This is a genomic window from Streptomyces sp. NPDC042638, from assembly GCF_040647235.1.
In the GTDB taxonomy this organism is placed as follows: domain Bacteria; phylum Actinomycetota; class Actinomycetes; order Streptomycetales; family Streptomycetaceae; genus Streptomyces; species Streptomyces rameus.
Genome location: NZ_JBEZBT010000042.1, coordinates 43,026 through 59,583, shown reverse-complemented (window position 1 = coordinate 59,583; position 16,558 = coordinate 43,026). Strand labels below are relative to the sequence as shown.

Annotated in this window: 17 protein-coding genes; 3 read left to right on the top strand and 14 right to left on the bottom strand. The window is 73.2% G+C overall.

The window, feature by feature from the left end; all coding sequences use genetic code 11:
• Window positions 1-20: 20 nt before the first annotated feature.
• Window positions 21-383 (top strand): isomerase, encoded by a 363-nt coding sequence (locus AB0B40_RS27920; RefSeq protein WP_362266176.1) that lies wholly within the window; start codon window positions 21-23, stop codon window positions 381-383.
• Here the strand turns inward: AB0B40_RS27920 and AB0B40_RS27915 are convergent.
• The 5 genes from AB0B40_RS27915 to AB0B40_RS27895 all read right to left on the bottom strand — a co-directional run bounded on the left by AB0B40_RS27915 (window position 380) and on the right by AB0B40_RS27895 (window position 5,641).
• On the bottom strand, window positions 380-1,096 hold the full coding sequence (locus AB0B40_RS27915) for a TetR/AcrR family transcriptional regulator (RefSeq protein WP_345046867.1): 717 nt from the start codon (window positions 1,094-1,096) through the stop codon (window positions 380-382). The two genes, AB0B40_RS27920 and AB0B40_RS27915, sit on opposite strands and share 4 nt — an antisense overlap.
• A gap of 36 nt (window positions 1,097-1,132) precedes the next feature.
• On the bottom strand, window positions 1,133-2,185 hold the full coding sequence (locus tag AB0B40_RS27910; protein WP_345046866.1) for a PDR/VanB family oxidoreductase: 1,053 nt from the start codon (window positions 2,183-2,185) through the stop codon (window positions 1,133-1,135).
• The gene (locus AB0B40_RS27905) at window positions 2,182-3,081 is read right to left on the bottom strand and encodes a metal-dependent hydrolase (protein ID WP_345046864.1); all 900 of its coding nucleotides are present in this window, start codon (window positions 3,079-3,081) and stop codon (window positions 2,182-2,184) included. The genes AB0B40_RS27910 and AB0B40_RS27905 overlap by 4 nt, the downstream gene beginning before the upstream one ends.
• Window positions 3,082-3,156: 75 nt before the next feature.
• Window positions 3,157-5,064 (bottom strand): hypothetical protein, encoded by a 1,908-nt coding sequence (locus tag AB0B40_RS27900; protein ID WP_345046863.1) that lies wholly within the window; start codon window positions 5,062-5,064, stop codon window positions 3,157-3,159.
• A gap of 49 nt (window positions 5,065-5,113) precedes the next feature.
• Complete coding sequence (locus tag AB0B40_RS27895) at window positions 5,114-5,641, bottom strand: tetratricopeptide repeat protein (RefSeq protein ID WP_345047014.1); 528 nt, start codon at window positions 5,639-5,641, stop codon at window positions 5,114-5,116.
• Window positions 5,642-5,738: 97 nt separating this feature from the next.
• Here AB0B40_RS27895 and AB0B40_RS27890 point away from each other — a divergent pair, with 97 nt between their 5' ends.
• Window positions 5,739-6,131 carry a hypothetical protein gene (locus tag AB0B40_RS27890; protein ID WP_345047013.1) on the top strand — a complete coding sequence of 131 codons (393 nt, stop codon included), beginning with the start codon at window positions 5,739-5,741 and terminating at the stop codon, window positions 6,129-6,131.
• Between the two features lie 118 nt (window positions 6,132-6,249).
• Here AB0B40_RS27890 and AB0B40_RS27885 read toward each other — a convergent pair whose 3' ends face one another.
• The 8 genes from AB0B40_RS27885 to AB0B40_RS27850 all read right to left on the bottom strand — a co-directional run bounded on the left by AB0B40_RS27885 (window position 6,250) and on the right by AB0B40_RS27850 (window position 14,719).
• Complete coding sequence (locus tag AB0B40_RS27885) at window positions 6,250-7,809, bottom strand: DUF1996 domain-containing protein (RefSeq protein ID WP_362266172.1); 1,560 nt, start codon at window positions 7,807-7,809, stop codon at window positions 6,250-6,252.
• A 135-nt stretch (window positions 7,810-7,944) separates the two neighbouring features.
• Window positions 7,945-8,598 carry a response regulator transcription factor gene (locus AB0B40_RS27880; protein ID WP_345046860.1) on the bottom strand — a complete coding sequence of 218 codons (654 nt, stop codon included), beginning with the start codon at window positions 8,596-8,598 and terminating at the stop codon, window positions 7,945-7,947.
• The gene (locus tag AB0B40_RS27875) at window positions 8,583-9,857 is read right to left on the bottom strand and encodes a sensor domain-containing protein (protein WP_345046859.1); all 1,275 of its coding nucleotides are present in this window, start codon (window positions 9,855-9,857) and stop codon (window positions 8,583-8,585) included. The genes AB0B40_RS27880 and AB0B40_RS27875 overlap by 16 nt, the downstream gene beginning before the upstream one ends.
• A 69-nt stretch (window positions 9,858-9,926) precedes the next feature.
• Window positions 9,927-10,931, bottom strand: a complete 1,005-nt coding sequence (locus AB0B40_RS27870; protein WP_345046858.1) for an NAD-dependent epimerase/dehydratase family protein — start codon at window positions 10,929-10,931, stop codon at window positions 9,927-9,929.
• A gap of 65 nt (window positions 10,932-10,996) precedes the next feature.
• Complete coding sequence (locus AB0B40_RS27865) at window positions 10,997-11,578, bottom strand: winged helix-turn-helix domain-containing protein (protein WP_362266169.1); 582 nt, start codon at window positions 11,576-11,578, stop codon at window positions 10,997-10,999.
• A gap of 547 nt (window positions 11,579-12,125) precedes the next feature.
• On the bottom strand, window positions 12,126-13,157 hold the full coding sequence (gene glnII, locus AB0B40_RS27860) for a glutamine synthetase (RefSeq protein ID WP_345046855.1): 1,032 nt from the start codon (window positions 13,155-13,157) through the stop codon (window positions 12,126-12,128).
• A 312-nt stretch (window positions 13,158-13,469) separates the two neighbouring features.
• On the bottom strand, window positions 13,470-14,231 hold the full coding sequence (locus tag AB0B40_RS27855; RefSeq protein ID WP_362266167.1) for a hypothetical protein: 762 nt from the start codon (window positions 14,229-14,231) through the stop codon (window positions 13,470-13,472).
• A 119-nt stretch (window positions 14,232-14,350) separates the two neighbouring features.
• On the bottom strand, window positions 14,351-14,719 hold the full coding sequence (locus tag AB0B40_RS27850; RefSeq protein ID WP_345046851.1) for an ArsC/Spx/MgsR family protein: 369 nt from the start codon (window positions 14,717-14,719) through the stop codon (window positions 14,351-14,353).
• Between the two features lie 220 nt (window positions 14,720-14,939).
• On the opposite strand from AB0B40_RS27850, the gene AB0B40_RS27845 reads away from it, so the two are divergent.
• Window positions 14,940-15,254 (top strand): hypothetical protein, encoded by a 315-nt coding sequence (locus tag AB0B40_RS27845; protein ID WP_345046850.1) that lies wholly within the window; start codon window positions 14,940-14,942, stop codon window positions 15,252-15,254.
• A gap of 103 nt (window positions 15,255-15,357) precedes the next feature.
• On the opposite strand, the gene AB0B40_RS27840 is transcribed toward AB0B40_RS27845, so the two are convergent.
• On the bottom strand, window positions 15,358-16,551 hold the full coding sequence (locus AB0B40_RS27840; protein ID WP_362266165.1) for a winged helix DNA-binding domain-containing protein: 1,194 nt from the start codon (window positions 16,549-16,551) through the stop codon (window positions 15,358-15,360).
• Window positions 16,552-16,558 lie beyond the last annotated feature (7 nt).

Here is a 16,558-nt window from a genome sequence, read left to right as displayed (position 1 = left end):
GCCGTAGAACGGGAGTGCCCATGCCGCAGATCACCATCGACTACTCCGCCACCATGGAGAACGCCTTCGACCGCGCGGGCTTCGCACGGGCGCTCCACGAGGCGACCGTGGAGATCGCGGCAGCGAAGCCGGAGGCGTGCAAGACGCAGTTCCGGCCGAGCGCGCTCACGGCGTTCGGGTACGAGGACCCCGGACCGCGCGGGCACGCCGTCGTCCATGTGACGATCGGGCTCCTCGCCGGGCGCGGCGAGGAGACGAAGGCGAAGCTCACCGAGCGCGCCCTGGAACTGCTGCGCGGGCATGTGGCGGAGGCGGGCTTCACCCTGCACGCCTCCGCCGAGGTCCGCGACCTCGACGCGTCGTACCGGAAGTTCGACCGTTAGGAACCCAGGGCGATGAGCCGGCCGACCAGTTCCCCGAAGGGGCCGTCGGCCGGCTCGTCCTTGACCATGGTGCGCAGCAGTCCGGCCATGCCCGCGTCGTAGGCGGCGCTGACGGCGGCCAGCGCCGCGAAGTCGTGCACGAGCTGGACCTCCAGCTCGGCGCGCGGGACGCGCCGGCCGTCGAGCCAGATGAGCGCCGTGGACTCGACGAGCGAGATCCACGAGCGGATCACCAGCTCCAGGCGCGGCGACGCCTCGGTCACTCCCAGGTGCGACAGCATCTGTTCGTAGGCGACCTGCCGTACGGAGTCGATGAGCGCGTGGGTGGCCGAGACATGGTCCGGCGAGCCGGCGCCCTCGGCGGACACGGCCGGGCCGCCGCGCATCAGAGCGGAGAAACCGGGGCCGTGGTCGTCCACGAAGTCGAAGAAGCGGCGCATCACCCGCAGCAGCCGGGCGCCGAGCGGGCCCTCGTGCGGCTCGGTGAAACGGCTGGCGAGATCCTCCGAGGCACGCTTCAACGCGGCCTCGTACAGGCTGAGTTTGCCCGGGAAGTAGTGGTAGACGAGCGGGCGTGAGATGCCCGCCGCCGTGGCTATCTCGTCGATGGAGACCTCGTCGGGCGAGCGTCGGCTGAACAGGTCGAGAGCGACACCGATCAACTGCTGCCGACGCTCCTCGACGCCCATTCTGCGGCGAACCCCGGTACTCATGCGAACACCTTACCGATCAGATTCGGCCGCCTGTGTTCACATGTCGAGCACCAGGCGATCGTTCCGGGCCCGGGAGACGCAGATCAGCAGGGAGTCGTGCCGTTCCGCGTCCGTCAGCAGCTCGTCGCGGTGATCGACCTCGCCCTCCAGGACCCGCTGTTGGCAGGTCCCGCAGAAACCCTGCTCGCAGGAGTAGGCGGTGTCCGGCAGTACGCGGCGTACGGCGGCCAGCACCGTGGAGTCGGGCGGCACCGTCAGCGTCCGCCCGCTGCGGCGCAGTTCCAGCTCGAACTCCGTGTTGCCGTCCGCGTCGGTGCGCGGGGCGAACCGCTCCAGGTGCAGGGCGGTCCCCTCGGGCAGCGCCACCTCCACGGCCGCCGTCAGGCCCTCCGGCCCGCAGCAGTAGACGGCCGTCCCCCCGGCCGTGTCCGCGAACAGGGCGGCCAGGTCCGGCCGTCCGTCCTCGTCCTCGGCCACCAGGGTCAGCCGGTCTCCGGCCAGCTCCCGCACCTCCGCCAGGAACGGCATCGACGCCCGCGTCCGCCCGCCGTAGAGCAGCCGCCACTCGGCGCCCTCCGGCAGGGCCCGCAGCATCGGCAGGACCGGGGTGATGCCGATGCCGCCGGCGACGAAGACGTAGGCGGGCGCGTCGACCAGCGGGAAGCGGTTCCGGGGGCCGCGCACCTCCAGCTCCGTCCCCTCGGTGAGCTGCTCGTGCACCTCGCGGGAGCCGCCCCGGCCGTCCGCCACGAGCCGCGTGGCGACCGTGTAGGCGCCGGTGTCCCCGGGGTCCCCGCACAGGGAGTACTGCCGCACGAGCCCCGACGGCAGTACCAGGTCGAGATGGGCCCCCGGCTCCCAGCGCGGCAGGCCGGCACCTTCCAGGCGCAGTTGTACGACTCCCTCGGCGATCGTCTCGCGGGCGGTGACCAGCACCTTCAGGGCCCGCGAGCGCGGCCGGCCGGAGACCGGCGGGTCCAGGGCGGGCAGCGGCCACAGCGGGGAGCGCCGGACCCGGCGGCGCAGGGCCCGCCGGGTGAGCAGGGCGGCGCCGCCGACGAGGGCGACGGTCCGCAGTCCCGGTGTCACGCCGCCTCCCTCTGCTCGGCGGCGAGCGCGGCCGGGGAACCGGCCAGGTAGGCCACGGCCTGCGCGGTGGAGCACTCCTGGGAGGGGTGGTAGGCGCGGCCGAGGTAGCGCGGGACGGACTTCAGCACGTCCCCCGGGCGTGGCAGCGTGCCCTGCCGGCCGCGCAGGTAGAAGTCCCTGAGCGAGCCCTTGGCACCGGTGAGGGTCGGGTCGTTCTCCATGAAGAAGCGGATCCCGCGCTGCCACAGGAACACCAGCGCCGAGAAGGCCGTCGCCCAGGTGCGCACCCGGCGCCGGTAACTCCCGTCGACGTGCTGGAACAGGTCGAAGGCCACGGACCGGTGCTCGACCTCCTCGGCGCCGTGCCAGCGCAGCAGGTCCAGCATGGTCGGGTCGGCGCCGCGCCGGTCCAGTTCGGCGGCGTTGAGCACCCAGTCGCCGAGGAACGCGGTGTAGTGCTCGATGGCCGCGATGAGGGCCAGGCGTTCCAGCAGCCACCAGCGGCGGGCCCGGCCCGGCGGCAGGGTGCGGTCGCCGAGCAGCTTCTCGAAGAACCAGTCGACCTGGGCGGTGTACGGCGTCGGGTCGAGGCCCTGCTCGCGCAGGTGCGGCAGCACCTCGTCGTGGGCCTGGGAGTGCATGGCCTCCTGGCCGATGAACCCGACGACGTCCGCACGGAGCCGGTCGTCCCGGATCAGCGGGAGCGCCTGCTTGTACACGTGCACGAACCACCGCTCGCCGGCGGGGAGCAGCAGGTGCAGCACGTTGATGGTGTGCGTGGTGAACGGATCGCCGGGCACCCAGTGCAGCGGCGTGGCCTCCCACGAGAAGGACACGTTGCGGGCCTTGAGCGCGATGCGCTCGGACTCCACCGGCCGAGGCTGCGTGTTAGACATGGCGTCAATGTACTGGTGGGTAAGACACCTGAGAAGCCCTGCGGCGGAGCTTGTTTACGTGGACGTCAACAAGTGCTATCGCAGGCCGCTGATCGTCCGTCCGTCCGCCAGGGTGCCCTTGAGGCCGGCCCGTGCTCCCTGCTCGGCCCTGACCGCCAGCAGCGGCCCGGCCGCGGACGCGGTGACCCCGCCCGTCGCCCGGACCGAGGCCGTGTCCGGACCGCCCGCCGCCAGCAGGAACCAGTGCCCGGCCGCCGACTTCCACAGCACCCCGGCCAGTACCTGGGGATCACGCGGCCCGCAGGCCGGCACGTCCGTGGCCTTGGCGACGGCCGTCCCGGACGCCCCGCCCGGCGTGCCGAACTGGGCCAGCGTGACGGTGCCGTCGCCGCGCCAGGTCTCCGCCCGGGTGCACACCCACGCGCCGCTTCCGCTGCCGTCGGGCAGCGGCTGCTCGGCGTAGGTCCAGGCGTTGACGCTGCTGACGCCCGCCGAGCGCTCGGCCGCCAGGGAGCAGGCGAAGGGCGCCCAGGTGCGCAGTCCCCGCGCGTCGGACGCCTCGTGGGGCGAGCCGGGACGGCCGGTGGTGAGGTGGGCCGGGACCAGCTCACCGAGGTCGGTGGCGAGCCGGGTGCCGGAGGCGTCGGTCAGCTGCAGCGCGTTCCACGAGGTGCAGGTGCCCGGCCGCATGGCGGAGCTGGCGAGCGGCGTGGTGACACCGTCGGCGAGGGTGAGCGGTGCGGCCGGCGAGTCCGGCTTCGCCAGGTCCCGCTGAGCCGCCTTCGTCACCCAGGGGGCGAGCAGGTAGCGGACGTTGCCGTCCGAGCGGCCCAGCACCAGCGCGCTCGCCCCGGCGTCCCTCGCGCCGTCGATCCGGGCGAAGTCCAGGGCCGCCCCCTGGGTGCCGTCCTTCGGCTCGGCGTACCGGGCGATGCGCAGGCCGTCGTAGAGGATCACCACATGTGCGGCGTCCACCTCGCCCGCGTACAGCAACTGGGGCGGGCCGGCCGGGCCGCCGGTCTGGGTGCCGGGGGTCGCCGAGACGCGGACCCGGTCCCCGGGGCGGGCCCAGACGGCGAGGGCGCGGCGCAGCAGGGCCTTGTCGCCGGTGAGCGGGCCGCGCGCGGGCCACACGGAGAAGTCGGTGCGCGCCGAGGTCCGCCAGACGGCGGGGGAGACCCGGGTGAGCCTGCCGGGGTCGAGGGCGGCCTCGGCCGCCGGGTTCCCGGCGTAGACGGGCGCGGCGGCGCCGTCGGGGCCCCAGCCGCCGCCCGGCAGGGCGACCAGCGCGCCGCACACCGCGAGCGCGACGGCGGCGGCGAGGGCGGCCTTGGTGTGCTGGCGGCGGCGCACCAGATCGGTGGGCCGGGCCTGCAGCGAGCACGGGTCGAACTCGGCCGAGGTGAGCAGCCCCGGCTGCGCGGGCACGCTGTTCGCCGAGGCCAGCGCGCCGCCGGGGTCGGCCACCCCGGCGTTCTCCAGGAGTTCGCGGACGCTCGCGTCGGGCAGCTTCTCCAGGTCGCGCAGGACGTAGGCGGCGCGGGCCGGCCCGGACAGGGCGGACAGCCTCTGCTCCAGGGCGAGTTCGTCGGCCCCGCCCGAGCGCGGGAACAGCCGCAGGCCCCACACCTGGGGGAGCGGCGGCGGCAGTGGGGAGAGCCGGGGGCGCCCCTTGCGCGGGCGGGCCGCCTCCAGGGCCGTGCGCAGGACCCGCTCGCGCAGGTAGGCGTACCCGGGGTCGGCGTCCCGGCCCGTGGACTGGGCCGGGATGCCGGGCGCCTGCTGCCGGCCCCTGGGCAGGGCGCGCTGGACGAGAGCGTGCGCGGTCAGCACCCGGCGGCTGCGGCCGAGCCCCGGCGGCAGCACGAGGTAGGCGAGACGGACCAGCCGGGGATAGTGCTCGACGAGGGCGGCCTCGGCCTGCTCGACGGCGACCGGGCCGGAGACGGGTGCGTGACGCTGGGCTACATCCTGTGACTGCACGTCCGGGAAAACGAGCCGGCCGTGAGTTGGTCACCGCCGGACGGGCGGTTCAGGCCTCCGGCTCGACCAGGGCGCGCGCGTAGTTGGCCATCGACCGCTGGTAGCGCGGCAGATGGGGTGCCAGCGCCCCGAGCACGAGCGACAGGCCCTCGCGGTCGCGGCCGAGGCTGGACAGGCACAGCGCCAGGCATGCCCGGACCGCGTCGTCCAACTCGTCCGAGGGGGCCACCAGTTCGGCCGTGAGGAGCCTGACGCCCTCCTCCGCCTGCCCGACGTTGCGCAGCGAACTCGACAGCTGGATCTTGGCCCGGCGCCCCTTGTACTGGCTCAGGTCGCTCAGGCCCCGCTCCAGCGCCTCCCGGTACAGCGGCACCGCCTTGTCCGAGTGCCCGGTCGAGTCCCAGGCGCAGGCCCGCTCGAAGGGGCCCAGCGGGCTGTCGTCCGGCACCTCGGAGGCGAGGGCGTCGATCAGCGCCCGGAACTCGTGCGCGCGCTCTTCCGGATAGTCGTCGAAAGTGGCCCAGGCGGCGGCCACGCGATCTTCCCAGCTCTGATTCACCGGGTCACCCTCGCACATCCGTGCGGGTCTGCGCAGCGGATTTGAGCGCACCGCGCGCGGGAGCCGTATCCGAAGGAGCTGGGGCATGCTGGGCACACCAGGACCGGAGGAACAGATGAGGTTGACAGGACTGCTGATCGGCGCCGCGGCCGTCGTGGCGCTCGCGGGCTGCGGCGCGGGCGGGGACGCCGAGTCGGTGCCGCCCACCGCGACCGGCAGCCTGGAGCACCTGGCCGCCGAGGTGAAGTGCACGCCGAACATGCAGACGGACGCCGACGAGATCCGCCAGGCCATCTGCCGCAACGGCGACGGCAGGTTCATCCTCGCCACCTTCGCCACCGACCGCGGCCAGCGTGAGTGGATCAACGACGCGAAGGACTACGGCGGTCACTACCTGGTCGGCCGCAAGTGGGTCGCCGTCGGCGAGGACGGGGTGGTCAAGGCGCTGCGCGGCACGCTCGGCGGCGATCTGGAGGCGGGCGCCGACCATCACGCGCACAGCGGCTGACGCCGTCGTACGCGCACGGCCCGCGGACCGTGTGCGCGTACGCACGGTCCGCGGGCGCGGCGAAGGCCGGTGACGGGGGGGATTCGTCACCGGCCTTCTGTCTGCCCCCGTTGCGGGATCAGGCGCAGTTCTGCCCGCGGTTGATGCAGTTGGCGATCTTGTTGGCCAGGCCGTTCTTCGTGACGCTGATGAAGTCGTCGTGGTCCGTGGCCGGCTTGTGCAGCTGTTCGGGGAACCCGTCCACCGCGTAGGCGTTCTTCACCTGGCCGTTCTGGACGGCCGGCGGGGTGATGTCGTAGACCAGCCGCATCGTCAGCTGCGGGATGGCCTTGAAGCCGTTCGGGCAGACACCGCTCGCCGGGTCGGCGAAGGCGACGTGGGTGCGGTGGTTGGCGCTGTCGATGTTCTGCCCGTCCCAGCAGCTCTGGAAGGCGAACGAGCGCACCACCTTGCTGCCCTGCGGGCAGATCGGGTACTGCTGGGTCAGCTGCACCTTGTTCTCGAAGCCGGTGCAGCTCCAGTGCGCGTTGGCGTTGGCCAGACCGTTGGTGGTGGTCTTGGCGTCACCGGTGATGATGCGCAGGAACTGGGGCATCGCGACGACCTTGCTCGCCGGGCTGCCGACGTACTTGATCTCCGCCTGGACCGGGGTCAGGATCTTGCCGACGTTGCCCTCCTTGCCACCGCCGTCGGCGTTCTGGTCGAAGTCCTGGGTGCCGTCCTGGACGCGGACGACCGGCCAGTAGTACGACGACAGGTCGCTGCGGTTCTGGCAGCTGGTGCCGCCCTGCAGGAACGTCTGGTTGCTGGAGAAGGCGTTGACCTTCTGGTTGCCGGTGTAGTCGTGCAGGTGGTGAGCGCCGTTGGCCACGCCGGGCGCCACGATCACGTTGTCCGTGTTGTGGTTCTTGTTGGCGTTCACACCGCAGCGCGTGGTGAACGTACCCGTCGACGCGTTGCCGAGCCGGCGCGGCTTGCCCTGGACGTTCGGCGCGACCTTGGTGATGTCCACGAAGTCGGCCGCGACCGGGCCGTTGCCGGCCTGCCCGCCGGTGGTGCCCTGCTGGCCGCCGTTGCCCTGCTGCTGGCCGCCGTTGTTCTGCTGGCCGCCGTTCTGCTGCTGGCCGCCGTTGCCCTGCTGTTGGCCGCCGTTGTTCTGCTGACCCCCGTTGTTCTGCTGGCCGCCGGCGGTGGTCTGGTTGGCGGCCTGTGTCGTACACGCGGCCAGCTGCTGCAGCGCGTTGTCGAAGGAGCCGCCGACCCGCTGGATGTCGATCCGGATCCGGTCGATCGTCGCCGCCCGCTTCTCCTTGAGCGGACCGACGATCGCGTTCTGCACGAAACTCGGATCGCCGGCCTGCGCGTTCCGGGTCGAGCCGAGCCGGGTGTAGGCCTCGGTGATCTGCTTGTCGAGGTTGGCCAGCTCCGTCGCCACGCCCTGGCGGGCCCGGTACGGCACGTTCGTCAGCTTCTGGCCGACGTCCGGGCAGGAGATGGTCGCGACCTGCGCCGTCGCGGCCTTCGTCTGGTTGCCTCCCCACGTCTGGTGGTTCGACTCGTGCGCCGAGGCGTAGAAGTTCGCCCAGATCAGCCCGCCCCCACCGAGCGCTAGGGCCGCCGATGCGGCTATGGCCTTGGTGGCCAGCGGCGTACGGCGTTTTCGTGTGTTGCGTCCCATGGAACTCCTCTGACTTCCTTGCGGGGCAGCATCGAGGCGCCCGACAGGAGTGAAGCGGCGCCCATTCATACGGACACCGCCCCAGAGATGTTCACCGGTCCCACAAGTTCCCCGACCAATCGCGGAGTTGGCAGGTCAGCGCTCGCGGTCGAGGTAGGCGATCACCGCCAGGACACGCCGGTTGTCGTCGTCCGACACCTCCAGGCCCAGCTTGGTGAAGATGTTGGACGTGTGCTTGGCGATCGCCCGCTCCGTCACCACCAGCTGCGCCGCGATGCCCGCGTTGGACCGGCCCTGCGCCATCAGCTCCAGCACCTCACGCTCACGCGGGGTGAGACGCCCGAGCGGCCGGTCGTCCGCCGACCGCCGGGACAGCAGCTGCTGGATCACCTGCGGGTCCATCGCCGTACCGCCCGCCGCCACCCGCCGTACGGCGTCGATGAACTGCTCGGCGTCGAACACCCGGTCCTTCAGCAGGTAGCCGATCCCGCCGGCGCCGTCGGCGAGCAGTTCGCGCGCGTACAGCTGCTCCACGTGCTGGGAGAGGACCAGCACCGGCAGCCCGGGCCGCGCCCGGCGGGCCGCGAGCGCGCACTGCAGCCCCTCGTCGGTGTGCGTGGGCGGCAGACGTACGTCGACCACGGCCACGTCGGGGTCCGACTCGGCCAGTGCCCGGGTGAGTTCGGGACCGGACTCGACGGCGGCGGCGATCTCGAAGCCGAAGGCCTCCAGCATCCTCACCAGCCCGTCCCGCAGCAGGAAGAGGTCTTCGGCTAGGACAACACGCACGGGATCTCCATGGTCACCATGGTGGGGCCGCCGGCGGGACTGCTGACGGCCAGGACGCCGTCGAATGTACCGAGCCGGCGCTCGACCCCCGCGAGGCCCGACCCGGCGCCGGGCACCGCGCCGCCCCTGCCGTCGTCGGTGACGGTGATCCGCAGCCGGCCGTCGGTGTGGTGCACGTCGACCCACAGCCGGTCGGCGCCGGAGTGCTTGACGGCGTTGGTCAGCAGCTCGCTGACCGCGAAGTAGGCCGCCGACTCCACGGGCGCCTCCGCACGGCCCGGCAGTTCCACGCTCACCTCCGCCGGCAGCGGCAGCCGCAGCGCCAACGCCTTCACCGCGTCGCCCAGTCCGCGTTCGGCGAGGACCGGCGGATGGATGCCGCGCACCAGGTCGCGCAGTTCCTCCAGGGCCTCCGCGGAGTTCCGGCGGGCCTGGGCGATCAGCTTCTTCGCCTGCGCCGGATCCCGTTCGACCAGCATCTCGACGGTGCCGAGGTCCATGCCCATCGCGACCAGCCGGGCCTGCGCGCCGTCGTGCAGGTCCCGCTCGATGCGGCGCAGCTCGGCGGCCGAGGTGTCCACGGCGTCCTGCCGGGTCTCGGTCAGCACCCGGATCCGCTCGGCGAGTTCCGCGTCGCCGCCGAGTACGGCCCGGGTCAGCCGGAAGTGCGCGGTCAGCAGGCGCGGGGCGCGGCGCCGGCCGATGGCGAGGAGCACGGCGGCGAGCGCGGCCGCGCCGAAGGCGGTCGCCTGACTGGTGACCGGCACGAAGAGGTACCAGTACGCGCCGCCCGAAGCGGGCACGTACGCCCGCCACAGCCCCGCGGCCAGCATGAGCCCCTGGACCGGGTAGAACACCAGCAGTGCCGGGAGCAGCGCGGTGACGAAGCCCGCGGTCACGTCCACCGGCAGCCAGAGCACGTCCCGCCGGACCTGCGGGTCCCGGAGCAGGGCGAACGTGCGCGTCCAGGGGCCCCGGCCCGGGGGCGGCGGCTGGTACACGGCCGGGATGTGTATCCCGCACCACTGCGCCGCGAGTTTGCGGCGGGCGTCCGCCAGGGCCCGTACGCCGGTCAGGACCGCCGGAGTCGTGACGAGCCCGATGCCGAGCGGGACGAGTGCGACGGACAGGAGGGTCAGTACGAGAAACGCCAGGCCGCAGGGCAGGACCACGATGGCCAGCACCAGGCCCCGTACGGCGGCCAGCAGGGTCTCTCTGGCCCTGGTGCGGAAGTCGCTTCTCGTCGCGTCGGTGTTCATGCCGCAAGTCTTGCCGACGCTCCCGCGCCGGTCAGTCGTCCGAGGCCCCCTCCTGGAGGGTGGTGCCAGCTACACCCCGGCCCTGGCCAGGACCTCCGCCTCCACCTCGGGATCCAGCCCGTAGCCGGTCCGGTCCGGTCGCCGGGGTGCCACGCCGCCGATGTCCGTCAGCCACCGCCAGGTGTCCGCGACGGTCTCGGCCGCCGGCCGGCACACCAGCCCCGTCGCCAGCGCCCGCGACACGTCCGCGCGGTGCAGGGCGTCGTACATCTCGCCGCCCGGCGGTACCCACACCGGAAGCTGGGTCCACGGCTCGATCCCGGCGTCCAGGATCACCTCCGGGCCGGTCCAGCGCAGTTCCGCGTCCGCGCCGGTGACCCGCAGACACGCCCGGAGCAGCTCGCCCATGGTGGTGTGGCCGGGCGGGGCCGCCAGGTCGTACGGTCCGCTCAGGCCGCGCTCCACCGCGCCGAGCAGCCAGTCGGCGAGGTCGCGTACGTCGACGTACTGGAGCGGCAGCCCGCTCGGTCCGGGCGCCAGGACCGGGCCGCCGCGGGCGATCCGGGTCAGCCACCAGGGCAGCCGGCCGACGTTCTCGTGCGGGCCGAGGATCAGCCCGGCCCGGACCAGCAGCGAGCGCGCCGCGCCGAAGGCCCCGACAGCGGCCAGTTCACCGCCGCGCTTGTCCCGCGCGTAGTCCGTGGCCCCGGCGTCGGCGGCGCCCTCGACCAGCGCGCTGTCCCGCGTGCCCCGGCGGGGCCACGGCCAGGCGTACACCGACCGGCTGGAGACGTACACGTACCGCCCGGCCCGGCCGCGGAGCAGCCGGGCCGCCTCGTGCACGGCGCGCGGGGCCGCCGACCAGGTGTCGGCCACGGCGTCCCAGTCACCGCCGTCCGCCGCGAGCGCGGCCAGACCGTCGGGCGCGGTGCGGTCGCCGTGCAACGACCGCACCCCGGCAGGGGCCTGGTGCCGCCCCCGGTGGAAGACGGTCACCTCCCAGCCGCGCCCGAGCGCGGCCTCCGCGACGGCCCGGCCCACGAACTCCGTACCGCCCAGCACCAGAAGTCTCATACCGGTGATCCTGCCCGCCGCGGGCACGGACCGGCACGGGACTCTGCCGAGGGCAGATCCGGTGGTCAGCGGCCGGCCGGCGGCGTGTACTTGTAGCCGACCCGGCGCACCGTCTGGATCGTCTGGCGGTGCTGGGCGCCCAGCTTGCGGCGCAGCCGGGCGATGTGGACGTCGACGGTGCGGCCGTCGCCGACATGGCCGTAGCCCCACACGGTGGTGACCAGCTGGTCGCGGGTGTGCACCCGGTGCGGGTGGGCCACCAGGTGGGCGAGCAGCTCGAACTCCAGGTAGGTGAGGTCGAGTTCGTGGCCGTCGACGCTGGCGGCGCGCCGTACGGGGTCGATCCGCACCAGCGGCCCGGTGCCGGGCCCGGCCTCGGTCTCCGGCCGGTCGGGGACCGCGACCGGCAGGAACGGGGGCCGCTGGTCGGCCGGGACCAGCACCAGATAGCCGACCATCGGGGGCTGTCCCGGCAGGGTGGGCAGGGCGTGCTGGGGCGCGGGCAGCCACGTGGCGCCCGGCGGAAGCAGGTCGGTGACGTCCACCACCTCGTCCCGGTCGACGGAGCGCAGCCGGTGTCGCGTGCCGTTCGGGGCGGGGGTGGGCAGGGTCGCGGTGGCGGTGGAGAGGGTGCGAGTGGTCGCCATGTGAGGTCAGCTCTTTCGCGCGAGGAGTTCGTCGGGCAGGGCGACGGCCGCGATTCGTGGTCGGGCGCGCCGGAGGACGTACGTCGTTTCGCGCTGGCCGAAGGCCGGGGTACGGCTTTAGAGGGCCCGCGCGTTCCTCGCGCGGCAACACACACGGTCGAAGTCGTGGTGCTGACGTGAAGGCCAGAACGGCTGGAGGTCGTAGCGACCTGTCGCGGTGATCTGATGGAAGCCGGCCATGGGCTTATTGAAGCAGAGGTGCGCGGCGGGCAGGAGTCTCCTCTCACTGCTTGGACGCTTCCCTGACGGAAAACGGTCGGTGTCCGCCCCCGGCAGCCCGGCTTTCCGCCCTGGTCACCGGCCTGCCGGGGGTCCGGCTCGACCGGAGGGCTGTCTCGTCATCCGGACAGGGCGTCCCGTGCGGAACCCGCCGGACGCCGGCGGCGCGCGTACGGAGTGAGTCCCGTCCCAGCCCCTCGGCGGCGCCCCAACGCGCAGCGGGGGCGCCCGCCGTGACGGCGGACGCCCCTCGGTGAAACCCCGCGGATCAGACCTGGCCGGCCTTCTCCAGCGCGGCGCAGCAGGTGTCCACCAGCAGGCGGGTCACCACGTACGGGTCGACGTTGGCGTTCGGTCGGCGGTCCTCGATGTAGCCCTTGCCGTCCTTCTCGACCTGCCACGGGATGCGGACGGAGGCACCGCGGTCGGAGACGCCGTAGGAGTACTCGTCCCACGGGGCGGTCTCGTGCAGGCCCGTCAGGCGCTCGTCGATGCCGGCACCGTAGTTCTTGACGTGGTCCAGCGGCTTGGAGCCCTCACCGAGCGACTCGCACGCGGTGATGATCGCCTCGTAGCCCTCGCGCATGGCCCTGGTGGAGAAGTTGGTGTGCGCGCCCGCGCCGTTCCAGTCGCCCTTGACCGGCTTGGGGTCCAGGGTCGCGGAGATGCCGAAGTCCTCGGCGGTGCGGTACAGCAGCCAGCGGGCCACCCACATCTGGTCGGACACCTCCAGCGGGGCGAGCGGACCGACCTGGAACTCCCACTGGCCCGGCATGACCTCGGCGTTGATGCCGGAGATGCCGAGACCCGCCTTCAGGCAGTTGTCCAGGTGGGCCTCGACGACGTCGCGGCCGAAGATCTCGTCGGCGCCGACACCGCAGTAGTAGCCGCCCTGCGGGGCCGGGAAGCCGTTCTCGGGGAAGCCGAGCGGGCGGGAGCCGTCGAAGAAGGTGTACTCCTGCTCGATGCCGAAGATCGGCTCCTGCGCGGCGAACCGCCCGGCGACCTCGGCCAGCGCGGCCCGCGTGTTGGACGGGTGCGGGGTCATGTCCGTGTCCAGGACCTCGCACAGCACCAGGATGTCGTCGCCGCCGCGGATCGGGTCCGGGCAGGTGAAGACCGGCTTGAGCACGCAGTCCGAGGAGTGGCCCTCGGCCTGGTTGGTGGAGGAGCCGTCGAAGCCCCAGACGGGCAGCGCGTCGAGACCGGCGGAGGCACCCGTGATGATCTTCGTCTTGGAGCGGAGCTTGGCCGTCGGCGCGGTGCCGTCGATCCAGATGTACTCGGCCTTGAAGGTCACGGGGGACACATCCTTCGGGGTGGGTCGGCGCACCCGTCTTCGCGGGGGGCGCGGCGCTGCGGCACCGGTGCGCCGCTCGATCTGCCGGGCAGCCTGTCAACGGGCCGTTTCCCGGTCATTGCCCGTATGTGAACCCCGTGTTACCTGGCCGTTCTGTGCCGTGGGTCACATGACAGGTGCCGCCGCGCGGCCCAGGGGGTCCCGGCACCGTGACCGGTGCCGCTGTCCGTGGCCGCGGACAGCGGCACCCTCCGCGACCCCACCGGGGTGGCGGTCCGCCTCCTCACGGAGGTCCTGTCGGGCTGCCGGGCCTCACCCCACCTTCTCGATCACCGCGTGCCGGATGAGGAACTTGCCCGGTTCCCGCACCTGCTCGAAGGCGGCGTTGTTGAGCAGGACACAGCTGCCGGAGACGGACGTCACCTTCACCGTGGTGGACTTGCCGTTGTCCAGGTTGGTGACCTTCAGGCTCGTCCCCGCCGGGAACTGGCCGCTGGACGCGGCCGGGGCGCCGCCCTCGCCGGAGAGCGTCACGGTCGACCCCTTGCAGACCTGCGCGCCGGAGGCCGCCGCGCCGCCGCCGCCGGCTCCCGCGGCACCGGTCTGGGAAGGCTGCGCGCTCTGCTGGGCACCGCCCGCCGGCTGACCGGTGCCTTGCTGTCCGGCGCCCTGCTGTCCGGAGCTTTGCTGTCCGGCGCCCTGCTGTCCGGTCCCCTGCCCGGCGTCGCCGCCCTGCCCCGTCCGGGAGTCCTGAGCCGACTCCCCAACGGTGCAGCCGGCCGCCTTCTGCTGGACCTGGATCTGCGCGATGACCGCCTCACGGTTGGCGATCCGGGCCGCCGACTGCGCGTCCGGGTTCGCCTTCTGCCCCTCGATGAACTTCTGGTTGTTGCCGAGGGCGGTGGCCAGACCCTGGCAGACGGTCGAGTCCGCGGACAGCGTCCTGGCGTTCTGCGGGCTCTGCGCCGCGTTCGAGGTGGCCGCCAGGGCGAAGGCCCCGCCGCCCGCCACCGCCGCGGCGCTGACGAACAGCGCGATCTTCTTCTTCGTGCCGAGAGTTCTCCTGCGCGACATGCGCGCCTCCTGAAGGGGTAGGGGGGCGTACGCCGCTATGTACGAGATACCGAACGGGATTACTCAGTGGCCGCGGCACTCCCGGAAGTAACCTGCACCACAACTGATATGACTGAACGTCAGTTCCTGTCGCGGGAGAGGGCCTCGCGTACGGCGTCCTCGCTGCGGGCCACCAGCGCCGTGCCGTCGTCGGCCGTGATGATCGGCCGCTGGATCAGCGCGGGGTGCTCGGCGAGCGCGGCGATCCACCGGTCCCGGGCGCCCTCGTCCCGCGGCCACTCCCTGAGGCCCAGCTCCTCGGCGACGGCCTCCTGGGTGCGGGTGATGTCCCACGGTCCGAGGTTCAGCCGGCCGAGCACGGCCCTGATCTCGTCCGCGCTCGGCACGTCCTCCAGGTACCGCCGGACGGTGTACTCGGCCCCCTCGGCGTCGAGCAGACTGATCGCGCTACGGCACTTGGAACAGGCGGGATTGATCCAGATCTCCATGCGGGGCACGGTACGCCACACCCCCTCTGTTCGAATTAACGACACCTCGGCAGCCCCGTCCTCCCCGGCCGTGACAGAGCATCAATCCCGGAGCCCACCTGGGGATTCGCCGGTGTCGACGGGCCTGCGATTGTCAGTGGCCGCCGGTAGACTGGAAGCAGTGTTCGAGGGTGGGCGCCGGGCCTGCGGCGTCCGCCCTGACCGCGACAGGAGGATGCCCGTGCCCGCTGCCGCTCTGAAGCCGAAGCCGTTGCCCACCCAGTCCACCGCCCAGCGTTCCGTGCTGTTCGACTCGCCCTACGAACCCGTGGTGAAGCGACCGCTGCCGGCCGGACGGCCGCGGGAGTGGTACGTCTCGCACAACCGGCGTCTGAAGGCCATGCGCCTCGCCATAGCCCTGCTCGACTCCGGGATCCACCTGCCCGACCAGGCCCGGAACGAGACGATCCGCGGCACGGCCGAGCGGATCGGGATGCGGCCCCCGTCCGACACGACCTGCCACATGGTGCGGGCGCTGATGCGCTACTCGCGCTGAGGGAGCCGGGGTGCCGGGTGCCCGGCCGCCCGGTGCGGGGCACCCGGCACCGTCATGCCGTCGGCACTGTCATGCCGTCGGCACTGTCATGCCGTCGGCACCGTCATGCCGTCAGCTCCCGCTCCAGCGGTGTCCGGAAGCGCGGGGTGATCCGGGTCGCCCCCAGCAGACCGCCCAGCCGCCCGGCCTCCGCCGCGACCTCCGTCTCGACCTCGGCCGCGGCCTCCCGGCGGACGCTCTCCGCCGGGATCCGCCAGACGATCTCGCCGTCCGCGCGCTGGGCCCAGCCGCCCACCACCCGGCCGTTCCACCACACCGTCGGACCGATGTTGCCGCTGCGGTCGAAGAGCAGCGGACGCAGCGCCGGGTCCAGGTACCAGTCGCGCCCCTGCCAGGCCATCGCCGTCGGGTCCAGGGCGGGCAGCAGCGCCGCCCAGGGTGCCCCGGGGGCCGCCACCGGGTCCGTGTCCCCCTCGGCGACGTACCCCGTGCCCTCGTCCAGGGCGACCTCCTCGGCGCCGATCGCGGACAGCGCCCGGCGCACCTCCGTCACCCGCCAGCCGGTCCACCACTTCAGGTCCGCCTCGGTCGCGGGGCCGCACGCCCGCAGCCAGCGGCCGAGCAGACCGGCCTGGGCCCCGGCCACGTCCAGCTCGGGGTGGGCCGGCGCCGGTGCCCAGCGGAACTGGCTGGACGTCCAGGAGCCGAGCGGCCGGCCCCGGACCACCTTGCCCTCCACGCCCAGCACCCTCAGCAGGCGGGTCGAGACCGTGTGCACGCCCTCGTAGCTCTTCCCGGCCGCGTATACGAACCGCTCGCGCAGCCGCGGCTCGTCGGCCGCCAGCTCCGCCGCCGTCGCCTGGCCGCGCCGGGCCAGCGCGGCGAGCGTCGCCCGCTCCACCTCGGCCAGCCAGGCCGCGTCCGGGGCTCCCGCCGCCGCCATGTCCTTGACCAGGCTCGCCCGCTCACGGGCGGCCACCGTCAGACCCGTGGAGGCGTGGACGACGGCCGTCAGCTCCGTGGGGAAGACGAACACCGTGTGCCGCATGCCGTGCATCCGCACCAGCGTGCCGTCCTCGTACAGCGCGCGCTCCGTCTCCGGCACCGCCTTCGCCGGGTCGGACAGCCGGGCGGCCACCGCCAGGTGCACCGTCGCCGGGTCGGTGCCGTGCAGGGCCACCAGGGAGGCCGCCACCTCCTCGGGGGTCGCCGCCCGCGCCGCAGCCGCCAGGCGGTGCCGCAGGCCCAGCCGGGCCCGCCGCTCCGCCGCGTCGATGTGCCGCCGTCCGTCCGTCATCCCGGCC